The sequence below is a fragment of the Shewanella sp. GD04112 genome (assembly GCF_029835735.1).
In the GTDB taxonomy this organism is placed as follows: Bacteria; Pseudomonadota; Gammaproteobacteria; order Enterobacterales; family Shewanellaceae; genus Shewanella.
Genome location: NZ_JAOEAL010000001.1, coordinates 1,154,294 through 1,173,961, shown reverse-complemented (window position 1 = coordinate 1,173,961; position 19,668 = coordinate 1,154,294). Strand labels below are relative to the sequence as shown.

Below are 19,668 nucleotides of genomic sequence, written 5' to 3'. Positions count from 1 at the left end.
GGCAAAGCCACTACACTCTAAGGCAACCCCGCGGGGATCTCAGGCGGTCTGCGGGACAAGCCGATTAGCTTCTCACTTAGCGAGCCCTAGCCGTTCGGGACGAGTTACCAGTGAATCCACTTAATAGAGTTAGTGAGGATGTCATGAAAACACTCATCCACTTGCAGATAGCCAGTAGTCTACTGATTTGCAGCGCGATCCCATTTAGTCATGCATTGGCAGCAACACCCGTGATGGAAACCATCACAGTCAATTACCGCGACCCGCTCGATTATGCCCTATATCTACATACCACGGAAATGTTGAGCGTATTTCGACTCGAAATCCGTGAGGACATTAGCATTCAAGCCCGTAATAGCTTGTTAGAAATGGCAAATGCTGCCCAATTTAGCCAACCATCACTCGCACAAAACCCATCAGCTGAGATAAACCTAGCTTCTTTGTGGGTATCACAATCTCAAGGGATTAGCGAGTAAAAATGTGGACAAAGCTGGTCAGCAGCCATAACTGCGGGTAAAATGTCGCGCTATTTTTACTGGGCGGCCGGATTTGTCTGTAACAGGGCAAAGGCAGCTTGGGCACATATTTACTGGGCAGCGTAGGGCAACACAACTGATGAGCAAAAAACTCCATATTAAAACTTGGGGCTGTCAAATGAATGAGTATGACTCATCCAAGATGGCGGATCTTTTAGGCGAATACCAAGGTTACACCTTGACTGAAGAAGCAGAAGAAGCGGACATTCTACTGCTGAACACTTGTTCTATCCGCGAAAAAGCGCAGGAAAAGGTGTTCCATCAGTTAGGTCGTTGGAAAACCCTTAAAGATAAAAATCCCGATCTGATCATTGGTGTGGGTGGTTGTGTTGCATCGCAGGAAGGTAAAGCGATCAAAGACCGTGCTCAGTGCGTCGACATCATCTTTGGACCACAGACACTACACCGTCTGCCAGATATGATCGACCAAGTACGCCGTGGCGAAAAGGCCGTGATCGACGTTAGCTTCCCTGAAATCGAGAAATTTGACCGTCTACCAGAACCGCGCGCCGAAGGCCCAACGGCGTTTGTGTCTATCATGGAAGGTTGCAGCAAGTACTGTTCATTCTGCGTGGTGCCTTATACCCGTGGTGAAGAAGTCAGCCGTCCATCGGACGATATCATCCTCGAGATTGCCCAACTGGCAGAACAAGGTGTGCGCGAAGTCAACCTGCTCGGTCAAAACGTTAACGCCTACCGTGGTGCAACCCACGACGGCGGCATTTGTACCTTTGCCGAGCTATTACGCTATGTTGCCGCTATCGATGGTATCGACCGTATTCGCTTCACCACCAGTCACCCGATTGAATTTACGCAGGACATTATCGACGTTTACGAAGATACTCCTGAATTAGTCAGCTTCCTGCACTTACCAGTGCAATCGGGTTCTGACCGCATTCTGACGGCAATGAAGCGTGGCCATATGGCGATAGAGTACAAGTCAATCATCCGCCGTCTGCGCAAAGCCCGTCCTGATATCCAAATCAGCTCTGACTTTATCATTGGCTTCCCTGGCGAAACCAAAGAAGACTTCGCCGATACCATGAAGCTGATTGAAGATGTGGCGTTTGACCACAGCTTTAGCTTTATCTACAGTGCGCGCCCTGGTACACCTGCGGCAGATTTACCCGATGACGTTGATATGGAAGAGAAAAAACAACGTCTGGCGATTCTGCAGGACCGTATCACTCAACAAGCCATGCGTTACAGCCGCCATATGATGGGCACAGTACAACGTATTCTGGTTGAAGGCCCATCGGTGAAAAACCCTATGGAGCTGCGCGGCCGTACCGAAAACAACCGTGTCGTCAACTTCGAAGGTCAGCCAAAGCACATCGGTAGCTTTGTGGATGTCGAAATTGTTGACGTTTACACTAACTCACTGCGCGGTAAATTTATCCGTGGTGAAGATGAAATGGATCTGCGCCGCAACCTGCGCCCATCGGATATTCTGGCCAAACACAAACAGGATGACGATCTCGGTGTGACACAATTTAAACCTTAAGGGTTTAAAATCGAGCAAGCAGCACCTATATCAGGGCGACATGGTTTAGCTAACCTCAGTGTCGCCCTTTTTGTTTTGTGTACTTTTGCCTTTTATAGAGCAGTCATTCAAAACCCTTGGGCTTAACGATTTTCCGTTAGCAATTATCCGCTATGGCTCGTAAACTGAGATTATCTTCTGATTAGAGACTGCGATAGCAAACAGGCATCGCACTTGGCTTTTCACTCAGCACTTTGCTTGGTATTTGACAATAGGAGTACTATTTGTCCAGTAAATTAACCACAATGAATCTGTATCTCGAACCCGCAGAAACCCGCCGTTTGGCCTCGCTGTGCGGTCCCTTCGATGACAATATCAAACAGATTGAGCGTCGCGTTGGCGTTGAGATAGTCCGTAAGAACAACCATTTTCAAATTACCGGACTGCCGCGTAACTGTTTAAGTGCCAATAACTTACTTAAGCAGCTCTATATCGAGACCCAAACGGTCAAGGGCAGCACGCCGGATCTCGACCCTGAGCAGGTGCATTTGGCAATTCAAGAAGCCATAGCCCTCGAACAGGACGACAGCGGTGACGATAAATCTTTATTTATCAAAACCCGCCGTGGTGTGATTAAACCGCGTAACCCCAACCAAAGCACCTATGTGGCCAACATTGTGCGCCATGATATTACCTTTGGTATTGGCCCAGCGGGAACGGGTAAAACCTACTTAGCAGTGGCCGCCGCAGTAGATGCATTAGAGCGTCAAGAAGTGCGCCGTATTCTGCTCACCCGCCCTGCGGTTGAAGCAGGGGAAAAACTCGGCTTCTTACCCGGCGATTTAAGCCAGAAAGTCGACCCTTACCTGCGCCCACTTTATGATGCCTTGTTCGAAATGCTCGGCTTTGAAAAGGTGGAACGCTTAATCGAGAAAAACGTCATCGAAGTGGCGCCGCTCGCCTATATGCGTGGTCGCACCCTAAACGATGCCTTTATTATTCTCGATGAGAGCCAAAACACCACCGTCGAACAGATGAAGATGTTCCTAACCCGTATTGGCTTTAACTCACGCGCGGTGATCACGGGGGACATCACCCAGACAGACTTACCCAAACATGTTAAGTCGGGTCTGCGCCACGCTATTGAAGTCCTGAGCCAAGTCGAGGAAATCAGCTTTAACTTCTTCGTGTCTCAAGACGTAGTGCGCCACCCCGTGGTTGCTCGGATTGTTGAAGCCTATGATGCTTACGATCGTAAGGAGCAGGCATTAAAGGCTGAAAAAGAGCGCCGCGACTATCAACAAGCGCATCCACAAACGCAACAGGAAGTCTTAAAGCATGAGTCTTGATTTAGCCTTAGATGTGCAATACGCCACGGCGAGTGACTATCTGCCCAGTGAAGATCAGTTTGCTCTTTGGGTAAAAACTGCCATTGGTAACAGCATGGAACAGGCGGAGCTGACCATTCGCATCGTCGATGCCCGTGAAAGCCAAATGCTAAACAGCACCTACAGAGGCAAAGACAAACCGACCAATGTGTTGTCGTTTCCCTTTGAAGCACCGCCAGAAATTGAACTTCCACTGCTTGGAGATCTTGTCATTTGTGCCGCAGTCGTTGAAAATGAAGCGCGTGAACAAGATAAAACCCTAGAAGCCCATTGGGCACACATGGTTGTACATGGTTGCCTGCATCTGCTAGGTTATGATCACATTGAAGACGAAGAAGCCGAAGAGATGGAGTCGTTAGAGACTCAACTCATTGAAAGCTTAGGTTTTACTGACCCATATAAGGAACAATAATTAACCACGGTGCACAGCATCAAGGTTAATGAGAAAACTATGAGTGACGATATCCCCCCGAGTACGAGCGCCCAAAAGAAAGGCTGGTTTGACAGAGTAAGTCAGTTATTTCAGGGCGAACCTCAAAATCGCGAAGACTTAGTCGATGTGATTGATGGCGCAGAGCAGCGCGAGTTAATCACCGAAGACACCCGCGAAATGATCAAAGGTGTATTAGAAGTTTCTGATATGCGTGTTCGGGATATTATGATCCCACGAGCTCAAATTGTCGCGATTCAAATCGACAATACTGTCGAAGAATTGCTCGCAACTGTTATCGGTTCAGGCCATTCTCGCTTCCCTGTGGTTAACGAAGATAAGGACCATATCGAAGGCATTTTACTGGCTAAAGATTTGATCCCCTATGGTTTCTCAAACAGTGAAGAACCCTTCTCCCTTGAGCGCGTGATCCGCCCCGCCGTCGTTGTGCCAGAGAGCAAACGCGTCGACGTATTACTCAAAGAATTCCGCTCCCAGCGTTACCATATGGCGATTGTCGTCGACGAATACGGCGGAGTATCGGGTCTAGTGACCATTGAAGATATTCTCGAAGAAATCGTCGGTGAGATTGAAGACGAATTCGACCACGATAGCCCTGAAGACACTGAGATCCGCAAGGTCGGCAACACTGTCTACATGGTAAAAGCGTTGACGCCTATCGAGGATTTTAACGAAGAATTCAATACTCACTTCAGCGATGAAGAGTTTGATACCGTCGGTGGTTTAGTGTCCCATGCCTTTGGTCATCTACCAGAGCGTAATGAGAGCATTATGATCGAAGGAATTGAATTTAAAGTCATCAATGCCGATACCAGACGCTTAATCCAACTCAGAGTTAAACTCCCCGATCCCAATGTCGGTGAAGACGTAGAATAACCCTCTACGTAAGAATAACGCTCAGTGTAAGAAGAATTATCCGTGCTAACTAACATTCGGGCTTTTGCCCAACAAAAGTCCCGACTGAGCGTGTTACGGCTCGTGCTGGCGTTTATTTTAGGCGCCAGTACGGCGCTTTCCTTTGCCCCTTATTCCTTGTGGATTATCTATCCCGTCGCCATGGCCTTAGCCCTGTGGCTGAGTGGCTCCTTGACTCCTAAAGCCAGCTTCTTCCATTGGTTAAGCTTTGGTTTTGGCTGTTTCGCCGTTGGGATCAGTTGGGTGCATGTCAGTATGGACACCTTCGGTGGCCTCCCCTTGGCCGCCTCAGTGGGGCTAATGGCGCTGTTAGCCCTCTATTTAGCCCTTTATCCGGCCTTAACGGGTCTCGGTTTAGCGTGGTTGACCCGCACTAATACTCCGTCGCTATGGCGCAATCTATTACTCTTCCCCTCGCTTTGGGTCTTAGCCGAATGGGCTAGAGGCTGGGTGATGACAGGATTTCCCTGGATCTGGGCCGGCTACTCTCAAACCCAAGGTCCATTAAAGGAACTCGCGAGTATTATTGGTGCCCTAGGACTCAGTTTCTTAATTGCGATGCTCGCAGGCGCCTTAGCCCTGTGTTTTAGCAAGCGCTACAAAAGCCTGTTGATTTTACTGCCCATCATCGCAGCTGCGGCTTGGGTTGCCCCAAAGCTAACGCAAATCCAGCCGACAGGCGAATCAGTTAAAGTTGCTCTGGTGCAGGGAAACATTCCCCAAAGTATGAAATGGGAACCCGAGGCACTCTGGCCAACCCTATTGAAATACATGGATTTATCCCGTGAGCACTTCGACGCTGACATTATCGTCTGGCCAGAAGCCGCGATCCCGGCGCCAGAATCTATGGTGCAAGACTTTTTGGATAATGCTAACAAGGTTGCCAACCTTAACCACACTTCCATCATCACGGGGATTATTAGCCGTCAACAGAACGAGTTTTATAACTCTTTGATCGTGCTAGGTAACCATAATCAGAAGCAACAAGATACGCCGGATTATGAGAGCGATGGCAGCAACCAGTTTAAAAAACACCATCTACTGCCTATCGGCGAGTTTGTGCCCTTTGAAACCTTACTGCGCCCAATTGCGCCTTTCTTCAATCTGCCAATGTCCTCCTTCGCTCGGGGCGATTATCAACAGCCGAACTTGAGCGCCGTAGGCCATAAAATTGCCCCGGCAATTTGTTATGAAATCGCCTTCCCAGAGCAGCTGCGTGACAGTGTTAACCTCGGCACCGATCTGCTGTTAACCGTATCGAACGATGCGTGGTTTGGCACCTCAAATGGGCCGTTGCAGCACATGGAAATCGCCCAAATGCGCGCCATCGAATTGGGCCGTCCTCTGGTGCGCGCCACCAACAACGGTGTGACCGCGGTTGTTGATGAGAAAGGCAATATCACAGCTGCACTGCCGCAATTCGAAACGGGCGTGCTAAGCGCGACGATTCCACTGGTCACAGGCCAAACTTGGTTTGCCAAAATCGGCCAAACACCGCTGCTATTGCTGTGTGGTGCGCTGCTGTTCGTCGGGTTTATTCGTCGTAAAAAATAACAATAGAGTCAGAAATTGATTAATCAGAAACGCATTCAAGGTTTTACCTTAATCGAACTCGTCGTCGTTATCATAGTGCTCGGGATTTTAGCGGTTATTGCGGCGCCGAAATTTATCGGTATGAGCAAAGAGGCGCGGGAGAAAAGTCTGCTGCAACTTCAAGCCAGCGTAAAAACCGCCAATACCTTGGCCTATTCCAAGACCCAAATGCCCAGTTTGCAAAGCCAAGCCGTTGTGGGCCGTGACGATATTATCGACATCGACCTCGATGGTAATGGCACGGTCGACACTCGCCTCAAGTGGGGATATCTGGACAATACCGATATCGAAAAATGGATAACGAAAGACGATAAACTCGTCATTCAATATCAAGGCATTGATATTACTTATATTGGTTACGACTTAAATGACAATTCCATTGTCGACGACGATCAGTGTTATTTCCGCTACACCCAAGCTGCCGATTCGAGCACTCCGCCGCTTTACGATATCAATGTTCAAGGCTGTTGATGACTCACAAAAAAACGACGCAAAGCGTCGTTTTTTATTTATGCACGTTGAAGCAATCCCCTTAAGGCGTTAACGCCTCACGGGTAAACTCCTCATGGTCACACTCGGGGCAATCTGGGATCACTCCCGGGAACTCGATACTCATTTCATGGCCGCAGTTAGTGCACACCATCACCCCTTGACTCACAATATCGCCACTCTGGTAATAGCCGTGGTGCTTGAAGTCTTGAGTCAGCTCGTGCCACTCCACTTGGCTGCGGTCAGTGATTTCACTTAACCAATGCCAAAGGGTGTTTTCAAGGGTGATCACCGTCGGGCTGTGGCTTAAGCTGTCGGCATTTTGCTCACGCAAAAAGCTGGCGATATCACGCTTTAAGAATTGCTCCACTAAGGCGAGCTCATCTTCCCCCGCTTGTTCTTTGAGGCGTAAAAACTCCTTCCCTTGAGTGACAGACTTAAATAAATTCTTTGCAGTCAGCGAGTTATCTTCCGCAAATTGCGCTTTCACTTCGTTAATTAAGGCTTGATACAGTCCTAGTAGCGCACTACTTCTATCATTCATAACCAATACTCCTTCATAGAACCTTTTTAATGCATCGCTTCTAGTTTATTCTATGCAGATCTTATTCGCGTCGATATGGCGTTAGATCAAATAAATAGGCGGCACTGCCGGAAATAGCGTGATGCAAGAGCAATATAATCCCTCAGAAATTGAAGCCTTAGTGCAAAAGCACTGGCACGACAACAAAACCTTTGAAGTTACTGAAGATGCGAACAAAGAAAAGTTTTATTGCCTTTCGATGTTCCCCTATCCTTCAGGTCGACTCCACATGGGACACGTTCGCAACTATACCATAGGCGATGTGGTTGCCCGCTTCCAGCGTCTTCAAGGCAAAAACGTGCTACAACCTATCGGTTGGGACTCTTTCGGTTTGCCTGCAGAAAACGCCGCAATCAACAACAAAACAGCCCCAGCACCATGGACTTATCAAAATATTGAGTACATGAAGAATCAGCTAAAACTGTTAGGTTTTGGCTATGACTGGAGCCGTGAAATCGCCACTTGTACCCCAGAATACTACCGCTGGGAACAATGGTTCTTCACTAAACTGTACGAAAAAGGCTTAGTTTACAAGAAGACAGCTTCTGTTAACTGGTGCCCTAACGATGAAACCGTACTGGCCAACGAGCAGGTACAAGACGGTTGCTGCTGGCGTTGTGATACCCCTGTAGAACAAAAAGAAATTCCACAGTGGTTCATTAAGATCACCGCCTACGCCGAAGAACTGTTAAACGATATCGACACCTTAGACGGCTGGCCTGAGCAAGTTAAGACCATGCAGCGCAACTGGATTGGTCGCAGTGAAGGCGTGGAAATGACCTTCGGTGTGGCAGGTAGCGACAAGTCATTCGATATCTACACAACCCGTCCAGATACCCTGATGGGCGTAACCTATGTGGCTATTGCTGCGGGTCATCCATTAGCAGAATTAGCGGCTCAAACTAACCCAGAGCTGGCTCAATTTATTGAAGAGTGCAAAAACAGCACCACTTCAGAAGCCGATTTGGCCACCATGGAAAAACGCGGTGTAGCAACAGGCCTTTACGCGATTCACCCCATCACTGGCAAACAAGTGCCTATTTGGGCGGCGAACTTTGTACTGATGAACTACGGCACCGGCGCCGTAATGTCAGTCCCTGGCCACGACCAACGCGATTACGAATTTGCTAAAAAGTACAATCTGCCCATCGAAGCAGTTATCAAGCCTGTTGATGGCGAGTTAGACATCAGCGAAGCGGCTTACACCGAAAAAGGCGTACTGTTTAACTCTGGTGAGTTCGACGGTTTAGACTTTGACGGCGCCTTCAATGCCATCGCCGACAAGTTAGTGGCTGAAGGTAAAGGCAAACGCCAAGTCAACTACCGTCTGCGCGACTGGGGTGTATCACGTCAACGTTACTGGGGCGCACCTATTCCTATGGTGACCTTAGCCGACGGCACTGTTATTCCAACGCCTGAAGATCAACTGCCAGTTATTCTGCCAGAAGATGTGGTGATGGATGGTATTCAAAGCCCAATCAAGGCCGACAAAGAATGGGCGAAAACCCAAGTTAACGGCCAAGATGCGCTGCGCGAAACCGATACCTTCGATACCTTTATGGAATCTTCTTGGTATTACGCCCGTTACTGCAGCCCACAAGCAGACCAAATGTTAGATCCGACTAAGGCTAACTACTGGTTACCAGTAGATCAGTATATTGGTGGTATCGAACACGCTTGTATGCACTTGTTATACTTCCGCTTCTTCCACAAGTTGCTGCGTGATGCGGGTCTAGTGAACTCTAACGAGCCAGCGAAACAACTGCTGACTCAGGGCATGGTTTTAGCCGATGCCTTCTACTACACCAACGACAAAGGTGCCCGTGTATGGGTGTCTCCGCTGGATGTAGTGACCACAGAAAAAGACGATAAAGGCCGAGTCACCAAAGCCATCGATAAAGACGGTAACGAACTGGTTTACACCGGTATGTGCAAGATGTCTAAGTCGAAAAACAACGGTATCGACCCACAGGTGATGGTAGAGAAATACGGTGCCGACACAGTTCGTCTGTTTATGATGTTCGCATCACCACCAGAATTAACGCTGGAATGGCAAGAGTCTGGCGTTGAAGGCGCACACCGCTTTATCAAACGTCTGTGGAAACTGGCCAGCGATTATGTGGCTCAGGACAACAGCGAAGCCTTAGACGTTAGCAAATTAACTAGCGAGCAAAAAGCGCTGCGCCGTGAAGTACACAAGACCATCGCTAAGGTGACCGATGATATCGGCCGTCGCCAGATGTTCAACACTGCGGTTGCCGCCGTGATGGAACTGATGAACCACCTGCAAAAAGCGCCACAAACCACAGGTCAAGACCGAGCCATTATCGGTGAAGCTTTAACTGCGGTAGTGCGTTTACTGTACCCAATCATCCCACACGTGAGCTTTACCCTGTGGAACGAACTGGGCAACACCAACAGCATCGAAGACAGCCAATGGCCTGTTGTCGATGAATCTGCTCTGGTAGAAGACAGCAAACTCATCGTGGTACAAGTGAACGGTAAAGTGCGCGCTAAGATCACTGTCGCTGCCGATGCTGACCAAGCGTCAGTGGAAGCGCTGGGTATGGCGGACGAGCAAGTCATCAAGTACTTAGATGGTGTTACGGTTCGTAAAGTTATCTATGTACCCGGTAAACTGCTCAGCATCGTTGCCAACTAACATCGTTGCTGTGATAAACGGATGCTGTCCACAAGACAAACAGGAAACCGCGAAAACTTATGCTAATTAAACGCTTAGCTTTCGCAATCATGGCGCTGGTCATTATGACCAGCGCAGGTTGCGGTTTTAAGCTTCAACGTAGCTACCAAATCCCCGAGCAGCTCAATCAACTCAGTTTGAGCAGCTCGGACGAATACAGCGAACTCACCCGTTTGGTGCGTGAGCGGTTACGTTTGAACAACGTCAAGATTGTCGATGCTGCCAATGATGTGCCAGTGTTAAGGCTCATCACCGACTCCTTAGAGCGTTCTACCCTGTCACTTTACCCTACGGGCAATGTGGCTGAGTATGAGCTTATCTATTTCGTCGAATTTGCCGTGGCCTTGCCGGGCAAAGAGGCGCAGCCTTTCAAGATTGAAATTCGCCGCGATTACTTAGACGACCCTCGCACCGCACTGGCGAAAAGCCGTGAGATGGAACTGTTAGTCAAAGAAATGCGTATCCAGGCGGCCGACCGGATCCTGCAATCCATGGCCAGCACAGAGGTGAATTAATGCAGGGTCCAAATTAATGTGGAACTGCAATAAAATGTGGAGAGTGATTTAAATGCGTGTTTATCCTGATCAACTCTCCCGCCATCTCAATCCGCTTCACGCTTGCTACCTGATTTTTGGTGATGATCCTTGGTTGCTCGAAACCTCCAAGGATCAGATCCGCCAAGCAGCCAAACGCCAAGGGTTTGAAGAGCGCGTTCAGTTAATTCAAGAAACGGGTTTTAACTGGGGTGACTTGACCCAAGAATGGCAATCCATGAGCCTGTTTTCTAGTCGGCGCATCATTGAGCTAACACTGCCCAACGCAAAACCCGGTGCTGATGGTTCGGCGGCGCTACAAGCGTTACTACAAACGCCAAATCCCGATGTGTTGCTGATCCTCGAAGGCCCCAAACTCGCCAGCGAGCAAACCAATAGCAAGTGGTTCAAAACCTTGGATAGTTTAGGGATTTATTTGCCCTGCACTACGCCAGAGAGCGACCAATTCAGACGTTGGCTCGACTCACGAATTGCGCACTTTAAGCTGAATTTACAACCCGATGCGCGCGCTATGCTGTACACACTCTACGAAGGGAATTTACTCGCCGCCGATCAGGCCATGCAGTTGCTGCAACTGTTAAGCCCAAGCCAGCCCATCGGCGCCGACGAATTAAGCCATTACTTTGAAGATCAATCCCGCTTTACTGTGTTTCAGCTCACCGATGCACTGCTGAATAATCGTCAAGACAGTGCTCAGCATATGCTGGCCCAGCTCAACGGTGAAGGCACGGCCATGCCGATTTTACTCTGGGCCTTATTCAAAGAGCTGCAGTTACTGCTTAGCCTCAAGAGTGAACAAGCCCAAGGCGCGCCCTTAAATAGCTTGTTTGGTAAACATCGAATTTGGGATAAACGCAAACCCTTGTACCAGACCGCGTTGCAGCGCTTAAGCCTCACCCAAATCGAACATATGCTTGCCTTCGCGTCTAAGCTGGAGCTAAACCTTAAGCAATTAGGCCATGAAGATTGGACAGGGCTTAGCCACCTGTGCTTATTATTCGATCCTAAGGCCCACGGCCATTTGGCCCATATCAGCTTAGATTAAGGCTCTGACTGAATGCGTATCGGTATTTTAGGCGGCACCTTCGACCCCATACATTACGGCCATATTCGCCCCGCGATGGAAGTCAAAGCCAGCCTCAAGCTGGATAAAATCCTGCTGATGCCCAACCATATTCCGCCGCATAAAAACACCACCCACTCGAGCACGGCGCAGCGGCTCGAAATGGTCGCGCAGGTATGTGAGGCATTAACCGGTTTTGAGCTTTGTGATATCGAAGCTAAACGCGACAGCCCATCCTATACGGTTGTCACCCTTCAGCAGTTAAGTCGGCTTTATCCCGATGACGAACTGTTTTTTATTATGGGGATGGATTCGTTTATTCACCTGCAAAGCTGGCATAAATGGCTGCAACTGTTTGAATTAGCCAATATTGTGGTATGTCAGCGCCCGGGCTGGCATTTAGCCGAAGGGCACCCAATGCAGCATGAACTCAGCGCACGTCACGCAACGCTTGAAGCCTTAAGTCACTCAAGCGAGCCGCAACATGGGCGCATCTTTACCGTCGACATCAGCCCACAGGATATTTCGTCCACTCAAATTCGCTCACAGCTGGCCATGGGGGAAATTCCACAGGACGCCCTCCTACCCGTCACTCTAAATTACATTCAAAAACAACGGCTTTATTTTTCTTAGGCTGAAAATCAAGCGCTAAGAGTACAAACTCAGCCGCTAAGATCGCTAAGAGAATGTATTCCCCCGCTTAAGACTGATATACTAGCGCGCTATTTAAAATGAATGAGGTACATCAGCGTGCAGAGCGCCGAATTAAAGCAGTTTGTTGTCGACAAAATCGACGATTTAAAAGCCCGTGACGTCGTGGTTATCGATGTCAGCAACCAATCTAACATCACCGACTATATGGTGATTTGTTCAGGTACATCTAAAACTCACGTGAAAGCGATCGCCGAAAACCTCGTGCTCGAAGCGAAAGCCGCTGGCATTCCACCAATCGGTATCGAAGGCCGCGACAGCAGCGAATGGGTATTGGTGGATATGGGCAACGTGATCCTGCATGTTATGCAAGACCAAACCCGCGATTTCTACCAGCTTGAAAAGCTCTGGTCAGAAAAGCAAGCCTAATGAAGTTGCAACTTATCGCAGTAGGGACACGGATGCCCGATTGGGTCACCCGCGGCTTTGAAGAGTACCAACGCCGCTTCCCCCGAGATATGGCACTGGAACTTATCGAAATCCCTGCCGGCAAGCGCGGAAAAAACGCTGATATCGTTCGTATCCTGCAAAAGGAAGGCGAGCAAATGTTAGCGGCAATCCCTAAGGGCAATCACATTGTCACCTTAGATCTTCCCGGCAAAAACTGGACTACGCCAGAACTGGCGACCGCCATGAACAAATGGCAACTCGATGGTCGTGATGTGAGTTTACTGGTTGGCGGCCCCGAAGGCTTAGCGCCCGCCTGTAAGGAAGCAGCCCATCAGAGTTGGTGCCTGTCGGCATTAACCCTGCCCCATCCTCTGGTGCGGATTGTGGTTGCCGAAAGCTTATACCGCGCGTGGAGCGTGAACACCAATCACCCTTATCACAGAGAATAGCGGGATCTTGATGTTAACGAGTGTCAACCACCCGGATGGGATCAGCTGGAGATAGCCTAAGTGTCGCCAAAAAAGCGGATAACCATGCACGACCACGCCGCCGAGGCGTCACTGTTTAAGCGCCGTGCGCTGTTCACTTTTTTTTGTGTAGTCGCCCTCCTGAGCGTGTTGGTGACCAATCTTTATCACCTTCAGGTTGAATCCTATAAAGATTACGCAACACGTTCTAATGACAACCGTATTCGTGTCGTGCCCATCGCTCCAAGCCGTGGCCTGATTTACGACAGAAACGGCGTACTCCTCGCCGAAAACCAACCCTTTTACTCCCTCGATCTGGTGCCTGAGAAAATTGCCAATATGTCCGAGACCTTGGACGAGCTAGGCAAGTTAATCGAAATCACCCCAGATGAGCGCGAAACCTTTACCGACGCCTTAAAGTTTCACCGCCGCTTTAAGCCGCTTACCCTTAAAAATCAGCTGACTGAAGAACAAGTGGCGATTTTTAGCGTGAACCAGCATCGCTTTCCCGGTATTTCCGTCGAGGCGGGTTTAAAGCGTAACTACCCCTATGCGAGCCAGCTCACCCATGTGCTGGGCTATGTAGGCAAAATCAACACCCGCGATCGCGCCCAATTGGAGCGTAACGATCAATGGAAGAACTATGCCGCCACCAAGGATATTGGTAAGCAAGGCATTGAAAAGTTTTATGAATCTCTGCTACACGGCACGCCGGGTCACCTCGAAGAAGAAGTGAACAACCGCGGCCGAACTATCCGTACCCTTAAAATCGTACCGCCGGAGCCGGGGCAAGATATTTACTTAACCCTAGATTTGCAATTGCAGCAAAAGGCGGTGGAATTACTCCAAGGTCACCGTGGCTCAATTGTCGCTATCGACCCGAGGGACGGCGGCATCTTAGCCCTAGTCTCAAGCCCTAGTTACGACCCGAATCAGTTCGTTCAAGGGATTAACAGCAAAGATTACAGTGATTTATTAAACGATAAATCTCGCCCACTGATTAACCGCGCGACCCAAGGTCAGTATGCGCCAGCTTCGACGGTCAAACCCATTATCGCCCTACTGGGGTTAGATGAAAAAGCCGTCACCGAACACACTCGTATTTGGGACCCTGGCTTTTGGCAAATCCCTGGCGTTGAGCGTAAATACCGCGACTGGAAACGTTGGGGCCATGGCTGGGTGAACGTCTACAGCGCCATCGTGGAATCCTGCGATACCTACTTCTATGAATTGGCTTATAAAATCGGTGTCGATCCTATCGCCCGCTTTATGGAGCAATTCGGCTTTGGACAAAATACCGGTGTCGATATTTTCGAAGAGTCGGCGGGCAATATGCCATCGAAGGACTGGAAACGCTTAAAATACAACCAAGCTTGGTATATTGGTGACACCATTTCTGTCGGTATCGGCCAAGGTTACTGGACCGCCACGCCATTGCAATTGGCCAGCGCCACCGCCATTCTCGCCAACGATGGCCGCCGCTTCCCGCCACATTTGTTAAAGTCGATTAAGGATAATACGGCCAAAATTGACTCACCAATTAACGAGTTACCGCCGATTGAGCTTAAAAATCCGCGCAACTGGAAAATCATTAATGAAGCGATGCGCCAAACGGCTCATAAGTCTCGCTTCACCGACGCCAGTTACACGGCTGCGATGAAAACCGGTACGGCGCAGGTCATTGGCGTGGCCGAAAACACTAAGTACGATGCCAATAAAATTGCCGAGCATTTCCGCGATAACGCCCTCGTGGTCGCCTACGCGCCCTTTGAAGATCCTAAAATCGTCCTCGCTGTGGTAATGGAAAACGCCGGCTGGGGTGGCGCAAACGCAGGCCCAGTCGCCCGCGCTATGCTCGATGAATACATGCTAAGAGACACTTGGAAACCAACGCCATGAGTGCCCATCAACGTCAAAACATCTGGCAACGATTGCATATCGACTTGCCCTTACTGCTCGGCCTGTTTGCCGTCATGGGCTTTGGCCTGTTTGTTATCTACTCCGCCAGCGGTGAAGATCTTGGCATGATGGAGCGTCAACTGTTTAGGATGTTTTTATCCCTAGGCATTATGTTTACTATGGCGCAGATCAATCCCGAGGCGCTCAAACGCTGGGCCCTACCGATTTACCTTGCGGGGATTGTGCTGCTGCTTGGGGTACATTTTTTTGGGGAAATTAACAAAGGCGCACAGCGCTGGTTGAACTTAGGCTTTATGGAGTTTCAGCCTTCGGAGCTGATTAAACTCGCCTTCCCCATTACTATGGCTTGGTATATCAGTAAGTTCCCTCTGCCACCGAAGAAACGCTACCTTGCGGGCGCAGCGGTGATCCTCTTAGTGCCGACGCTTTTAATTGCCAAACAACCTGACTTAGGCACCTCGATTTTGGTTGCCGCATCGGGCATTTTCGTGCTGTTTTTATCGGGCATGAGCTGGGCAATTGTGGGCGGTTTTATTGCCGCCGTATTAGCCTTCTTACCGATCCTTTGGTACTTCCTGATGCACGATTACCAAAGAACCCGCGTATTGACCCTACTCGATCCAGAGCAGGATCCCTTAGGTGCGGGTTACCATATTATCCAATCGAAAATAGCCATCGGCTCTGGTGGCCTCTGGGGTAAAGGTTGGCTCGATGGCACTCAATCCCAATTAGAATTTATCCCCGAACGTCACACCGACTTTATCTTTGCGGTGATCGGTGAAGAGTTTGGCCTGATAGGCAGTATTATCCTGCTCCTGATGTATCTGTACATCATCGGACGCGGCTTAGTCATCGCCTCTCGGGCGCAAACTAGCTTTGCCAGACTCCTTGCCGGCAGTATCACATTGACTTTCTTCGTTTATGTTTTTGTGAATATTGGTATGGTTTCAGGTATCCTGCCTGTGGTGGGTGTACCTTTACCCCTTGTCAGTTATGGTGGCACTTCCATGCTGACATTGATGACAGGGTTTGGCATTCTTATGAGCATTCATACCCATAGACGTTTTGTAGATAGATAATTTTTAGGGACTTCTTAATGCCTATTCTTCGAGCTTGTTTGGCTCCACTGGCAGTGCTTTGCCTCAGTTCATACCTCATTGGCTGCTCAACAGCGAACGAGCCAGCAACAACGACACCGCCACCAAGCGCGGCCGTGACCACACAGGCGCCAACACCTGTATTGCCCGAGGCCTTAAAGGCGGAGTTTATTAAAACCCAAATGGCACAAGGCTTTACTCAAGCCGAAGTGGAAAGTTTCTTGGCCAAAGCCAACTACAACCAAGCGGTTATCGATGCGATTTCTCGCCCTTGGGAAGCTAAGCCTTGGCACCAGTATTATCCGATTTTCCTCACCGAGAAACGCCTCAACGCGGGCCTAGCCTTCTGGAAAAAACACGAGGCGACGATTGCCAAAGCTGCCACTCAATACCAAGTTGAGCCACAAATTATTGTGGCCATTATTGGTATCGAAACCTTCTATGGTCAGTACACGGGCAATTATCCGGTAATCGACGCGCTCTATACCTTAGGGTTTTATTACGAGCCAAGAGCCACTTTCTTTCGCAAGGAATTTGGCGAGCTGATGAAGCTGGTAAAAGAAGAACACTTAGATATCAATAGCCTCAAGGGTTCTTACGCTGGCGCCATGGGCTTTGGTCAGTTTATTCCGTCAAGCTACCGCCACTATGCCGTGGATTTTGATGGCAGCGGCAACCGTGATTTACTCCAGAGTCCAGAGGATGCCATTGGCAGTGTTGCCAATTATTTCCATGAACACGGCTGGCAATTGCACGCGCCCGTTGCGCTTCCTTTAGTGAACAGCAGTGCCAATGCGCCTAAAGCCAAAGTGTGGGCCGGCGAGAAGTTGCAGTACAAGGTTTCTGATATTCTCTCCCCAAGTTTATCGCTGGCCACCGCCCGCGATTTAAATGCCTCGCAAAAGGCCATGCTTATCGAGCTGGAACAAGTGGATAGCAAGGACTACTGGTTAGGACTCAATAACTTTTATGTGATCACCCGTTATAACCGTAGCCCTTTGTATTCCATGGCCGTTTACCAATTTAGCCAACAACTGAAGCAACAACATGACGCTAAGAAATAATCTTTTACAGCTCTTGATGCTCGGCTGCTGTTTTGCGCTCGCGGCCTGCTCGAGTTCTAATTCTGGCTCGGCCAGCGAGAAGAACAAGAACATGGATCCCAACAAGGGCCGCTATGCGCTAAAAAACGATAAGATGCCCATCAATCCACCCAATGTGGATCATGTGCCAAACGCGACCCCAAAATACGAGCCTTACAGCCGTCGCGGTAATAAACCTTACACGGTTTATGGTGAGTCCTATACGGTATTAGATTCGGGCCAAGGCTTTTCCGAGACTGGCCGCGCCTCATGGTACGGTGAGAAATTCCACGGCTATGAGACATCGAATGGCGAGCCCTACGACATGTATGGCATGTCTGGTGCACACAAGACATTGCCATTGCCAAGCTATGCTCGCGTCACTAACTTAGATAACAATAAGCAGGTCATTATTCGGATTAATGATCGTGGCCCTTTCCATTCGGACCGGATTTTGGACTTATCCTACGCCGCCGCTTATAAGCTGGGTATGTTAGGCACAGGTACCGCGCGAATTAAGCTGGATGTGATCTATATTGGCACTCAGGCCGCGACACAATCGGCTATCGCCAGTATTCAATCCTCAGGCAATCATTACATACAATTGGTGGCTTCAAAGGATCAGCATAGGCTGAACAAAATGGCGAAGGATCTGGAGAAGAAATATCAGGTCAAGACCCGTGTACAACCGGCAAACAATATGTATAGACTACAGCTCGGTCCAATTGGCCAAACCGAACTGGCCGACCGATTACTCAATAAAGTGAAACAAGACGGTTACCCCGAAGGCTATATGGTTTTGGAGTAGTGACCGCTCACTATAAGATATAGATTTAGCTTAAAAATACCCCAGATGAAGGAACCTTCACTGAAAACCTTTGTCGAAGGGTGGTATACTCGCGAAACTATTTTGCCTTTTCTTTCAATACAACCAAAAAGACGTGCTAAGTTAATGATGAATTTTGTAAAAAGTCCCATTAAAACATTGCTGCTAATTTCGAGTGTTTCTCTTCCTGTTTATGCTGCGCAGCCGATTGTTACCCCTGATGCACCTACAGTTGCCGCCAAGGCTTACGTCTTGATGGATTATTACTCGGGCCAAATCATTGCCGAAGAAAATGCCTACGAAAGCTTAAACCCAGCCAGCTTAACGAAGATGATGACCAGTTATGTGATTGGTCAAGAAATCAAAGCCGGTAACGTATCCCCAGATGATGATGTGACCATCAGTAAAAATGCGTGGTCGAAGAACTTCTCTGACTCATCAAAAATGTTCATCGAAGTGGGTAAAACCGTTAAGGTTTCCGACTTAAACCGCGGCATCATCATCCAATCGGGTAACGATGCCTGTGTGGCCATGGCCGAACACATTGCTGGCACCGAAGGCGCCTTCGTCGACATGATGAACTCATGGGCGAAGCAGCTTGGCATGCGTGACAGCTACTTCGAAAACTCCCACGGTTTAGACTCTGAAAACCACAAATCAACCGCCTACGATATGGCGTTATTAGGTGCCGCACTTATCCGTGACGTGCCTGAAGAATACCGTGTCTACAGCGAAAAATATTATACCTTCAACGGTATCAAGCAATATAACCGTAACGGTCTGCTGTGGGATAACAGCATGAATGTCGACGGTATCAAAACCGGCCACACCTCTGGCGCGGGTTATAACTTAGTTGCATCTGCCACCAAAGACGGTATGCGTTTAATTTCAGTGGTCATGGGCACCCAGAGTGAAGCCGCCCGTAAAGCCGAAAGTAAAAAGCTGCTGACCTATGGTTTCCGTTTCTTCGAAACCGTAACCCCTTACAAGGCGGGCGACAGCTTCGTGACCCAACAAATTTGGTACGGCGATAAGAGCACTGTCGATTTAGGTGTCGCAACTGATACCCCAATAACCATCAGCCGTGGCCGTGCGAAAGACTTAAAAGCCAACTTCGAACTGACTAAGCCACTGGATGCACCACTGAAAAAAGGTGAAACCGTTGGCCGCTTATACTTCCAGTTAGATGGCAAAGATATTGCGCAATTCCCGCTGGTTACCCTGCAAGAAGTCAATGAAGGCAGCTGGTTCAGCAAATTAGTTGATTACTTTAAGCAACTGTTTTCTGGTTGGTTTAGCTAATCGGAATCACAAAAACTAAGCCACCTTCGGGTGGCTTAGTTGTTTTTGGGGGAGTATCGCCCTTGAATCGGGTATAATCGTCACCATATAGTTCCCATTAAAATGGTTATAGAGCAC

General features: G+C 49.0%; 19 protein-coding genes. 18 read left to right on the top strand and 1 reads right to left on the bottom strand.

The window, feature by feature from the left end; all coding sequences use genetic code 11:
* Positions 1-143: 143 nt before the first annotated feature.
* From N7386_RS05145 to N7386_RS05115, 7 genes are all read left to right on the top strand, one after another.
* Positions 144-476 carry a hypothetical protein gene (locus N7386_RS05145; RefSeq protein ID WP_011716126.1) on the top strand — a complete coding sequence of 111 codons (333 nt, stop codon included), beginning with the start codon at positions 144-146 and terminating at the stop codon, positions 474-476.
* Between the two features lie 139 nt (positions 477-615).
* Positions 616-2,040 (top strand): tRNA (N6-isopentenyl adenosine(37)-C2)-methylthiotransferase MiaB, encoded by a 1,425-nt coding sequence (gene miaB / locus N7386_RS05140; protein WP_011716125.1) that lies wholly within the window; start codon positions 616-618, stop codon positions 2,038-2,040.
* 263 nt (positions 2,041-2,303) lie between these two features.
* Entirely contained in the window at positions 2,304-3,368 is a 1,065-nt protein-coding gene (locus tag N7386_RS05135) for a PhoH family protein (protein ID WP_011716124.1), read from the top strand.
* On the top strand, positions 3,358-3,819 hold the full coding sequence (ybeY, locus tag N7386_RS05130; protein ID WP_011716123.1) for an rRNA maturation RNase YbeY: 462 nt from the start codon (positions 3,358-3,360) through the stop codon (positions 3,817-3,819). The genes N7386_RS05135 and ybeY overlap by 11 nt, the downstream gene beginning before the upstream one ends.
* A gap of 39 nt (positions 3,820-3,858) precedes the next feature.
* The gene (corC, locus tag N7386_RS05125) at positions 3,859-4,734 is read left to right on the top strand and encodes a CNNM family magnesium/cobalt transport protein CorC (protein ID WP_011716122.1); all 876 of its coding nucleotides are present in this window, start codon (positions 3,859-3,861) and stop codon (positions 4,732-4,734) included.
* Between the two features lie 42 nt (positions 4,735-4,776).
* Positions 4,777-6,327 (top strand): apolipoprotein N-acyltransferase, encoded by a 1,551-nt coding sequence (gene lnt / locus N7386_RS05120; RefSeq protein ID WP_011716121.1) that lies wholly within the window; start codon positions 4,777-4,779, stop codon positions 6,325-6,327.
* 15 nt (positions 6,328-6,342) lie between these two features.
* On the top strand, positions 6,343-6,837 hold the full coding sequence (locus N7386_RS05115) for a type II secretion system protein (protein WP_011621791.1): 495 nt from the start codon (positions 6,343-6,345) through the stop codon (positions 6,835-6,837).
* Positions 6,838-6,898: 61 nt separating this feature from the next.
* On the opposite strand, the gene N7386_RS05110 is transcribed toward N7386_RS05115, so the two are convergent.
* Positions 6,899-7,399, bottom strand: coding sequence for a zinc ribbon-containing protein (locus N7386_RS05110; RefSeq protein WP_011621790.1), 501 nt, complete (start codon positions 7,397-7,399; stop codon positions 6,899-6,901).
* 121 nt (positions 7,400-7,520) lie between these two features.
* Here N7386_RS05110 and leuS point away from each other — a divergent pair, with 121 nt between their 5' ends.
* The 11 genes from leuS to N7386_RS05055 all read left to right on the top strand — a co-directional run bounded on the left by leuS (position 7,521) and on the right by N7386_RS05055 (position 19,551).
* Positions 7,521-10,100: a leucine--tRNA ligase gene (gene leuS / locus N7386_RS05105; protein ID WP_011716120.1), complete on the top strand. Its 2,580-nt coding sequence runs from the start codon at positions 7,521-7,523 to the stop codon at positions 10,098-10,100.
* Between the two features lie 59 nt (positions 10,101-10,159).
* Positions 10,160-10,654 carry an LPS assembly lipoprotein LptE gene (lptE, locus tag N7386_RS05100; RefSeq protein WP_011621788.1) on the top strand — a complete coding sequence of 165 codons (495 nt, stop codon included), beginning with the start codon at positions 10,160-10,162 and terminating at the stop codon, positions 10,652-10,654.
* Between the two features lie 52 nt (positions 10,655-10,706).
* The gene (gene holA / locus N7386_RS05095; protein ID WP_011716119.1) at positions 10,707-11,738 is read left to right on the top strand and encodes a DNA polymerase III subunit delta; all 1,032 of its coding nucleotides are present in this window, start codon (positions 10,707-10,709) and stop codon (positions 11,736-11,738) included.
* A gap of 12 nt (positions 11,739-11,750) precedes the next feature.
* On the top strand, positions 11,751-12,389 hold the full coding sequence (nadD, locus tag N7386_RS05090; protein WP_011716118.1) for a nicotinate-nucleotide adenylyltransferase: 639 nt from the start codon (positions 11,751-11,753) through the stop codon (positions 12,387-12,389).
* A gap of 117 nt (positions 12,390-12,506) precedes the next feature.
* A complete protein-coding gene (gene rsfS / locus N7386_RS05085; RefSeq protein WP_037430791.1) occupies positions 12,507-12,836 on the top strand; it encodes a ribosome silencing factor in 330 nt (109 codons plus the stop codon).
* Positions 12,836-13,306 (top strand): 23S rRNA (pseudouridine(1915)-N(3))-methyltransferase RlmH, encoded by a 471-nt coding sequence (gene rlmH / locus N7386_RS05080; RefSeq protein ID WP_011621784.1) that lies wholly within the window; start codon positions 12,836-12,838, stop codon positions 13,304-13,306. The genes rsfS and rlmH overlap by 1 nt, the downstream gene beginning before the upstream one ends.
* 60 nt (positions 13,307-13,366) lie before the next feature.
* Complete coding sequence (gene mrdA, locus N7386_RS05075; RefSeq protein WP_086903351.1) at positions 13,367-15,223, top strand: penicillin-binding protein 2; 1,857 nt, start codon at positions 13,367-13,369, stop codon at positions 15,221-15,223.
* Entirely contained in the window at positions 15,220-16,323 is a 1,104-nt protein-coding gene (gene rodA / locus N7386_RS05070) for a rod shape-determining protein RodA (protein ID WP_011621782.1), read from the top strand. Before mrdA ends, rodA begins: the two co-directional genes overlap by 4 nt.
* A 17-nt stretch (positions 16,324-16,340) precedes the next feature.
* Positions 16,341-17,405 carry a lytic murein transglycosylase B gene (gene mltB, locus N7386_RS05065; protein ID WP_086903352.1) on the top strand — a complete coding sequence of 355 codons (1,065 nt, stop codon included), beginning with the start codon at positions 16,341-16,343 and terminating at the stop codon, positions 17,403-17,405.
* The gene (locus N7386_RS05060; protein WP_011621780.1) at positions 17,389-18,231 is read left to right on the top strand and encodes a septal ring lytic transglycosylase RlpA family protein; all 843 of its coding nucleotides are present in this window, start codon (positions 17,389-17,391) and stop codon (positions 18,229-18,231) included. The genes mltB and N7386_RS05060 overlap by 17 nt, the downstream gene beginning before the upstream one ends.
* A 144-nt stretch (positions 18,232-18,375) precedes the next feature.
* Positions 18,376-19,551, top strand: coding sequence for a serine hydrolase (locus N7386_RS05055; RefSeq protein ID WP_011621779.1), 1,176 nt, complete (start codon positions 18,376-18,378; stop codon positions 19,549-19,551).
* Positions 19,552-19,668: the final 117 nt, after the last annotated feature.

Excerpts from the sequence above, each read along its gene's own strand:
- N7386_RS05145 (WP_011716126.1), top strand. The coding sequence starts at position 144 with ATGAAAACACTCATCCACTTGCAGATAGCCAGTAGTCTACTGATTTGC.
- miaB (WP_011716125.1), top strand. The coding sequence starts at position 616 with ATGAGCAAAAAACTCCATATTAAAACTTGGGGCTGTCAAATGAATGAG.
- ybeY (WP_011716123.1), top strand. The coding sequence starts at position 3,358 with ATGAGTCTTGATTTAGCCTTAGATGTGCAATACGCCACGGCGAGTGAC.
- corC (WP_011716122.1), top strand. The coding sequence starts at position 3,859 with ATGAGTGACGATATCCCCCCGAGTACGAGCGCCCAAAAGAAAGGCTGG.
- N7386_RS05110 (WP_011621790.1), bottom strand. The coding sequence starts at position 7,399 with ATGAATGATAGAAGTAGTGCGCTACTAGGACTGTATCAAGCCTTAATT.
- leuS (WP_011716120.1), top strand. The coding sequence starts at position 7,521 with ATGCAAGAGCAATATAATCCCTCAGAAATTGAAGCCTTAGTGCAAAAG.
- lptE (WP_011621788.1), top strand. The coding sequence starts at position 10,160 with ATGCTAATTAAACGCTTAGCTTTCGCAATCATGGCGCTGGTCATTATG.
- holA (WP_011716119.1), top strand. The coding sequence starts at position 10,707 with ATGCGTGTTTATCCTGATCAACTCTCCCGCCATCTCAATCCGCTTCAC.
- nadD (WP_011716118.1), top strand. The coding sequence starts at position 11,751 with ATGCGTATCGGTATTTTAGGCGGCACCTTCGACCCCATACATTACGGC.
- rlmH (WP_011621784.1), top strand. The coding sequence starts at position 12,836 with ATGAAGTTGCAACTTATCGCAGTAGGGACACGGATGCCCGATTGGGTC.
- rodA (WP_011621782.1), top strand. The coding sequence starts at position 15,220 with ATGAGTGCCCATCAACGTCAAAACATCTGGCAACGATTGCATATCGAC.
- mltB (WP_086903352.1), top strand. The coding sequence starts at position 16,341 with ATGCCTATTCTTCGAGCTTGTTTGGCTCCACTGGCAGTGCTTTGCCTC.
- N7386_RS05060 (WP_011621780.1), top strand. The coding sequence starts at position 17,389 with ATGACGCTAAGAAATAATCTTTTACAGCTCTTGATGCTCGGCTGCTGT.
- N7386_RS05055 (WP_011621779.1), top strand. The coding sequence starts at position 18,376 with ATGATGAATTTTGTAAAAAGTCCCATTAAAACATTGCTGCTAATTTCG.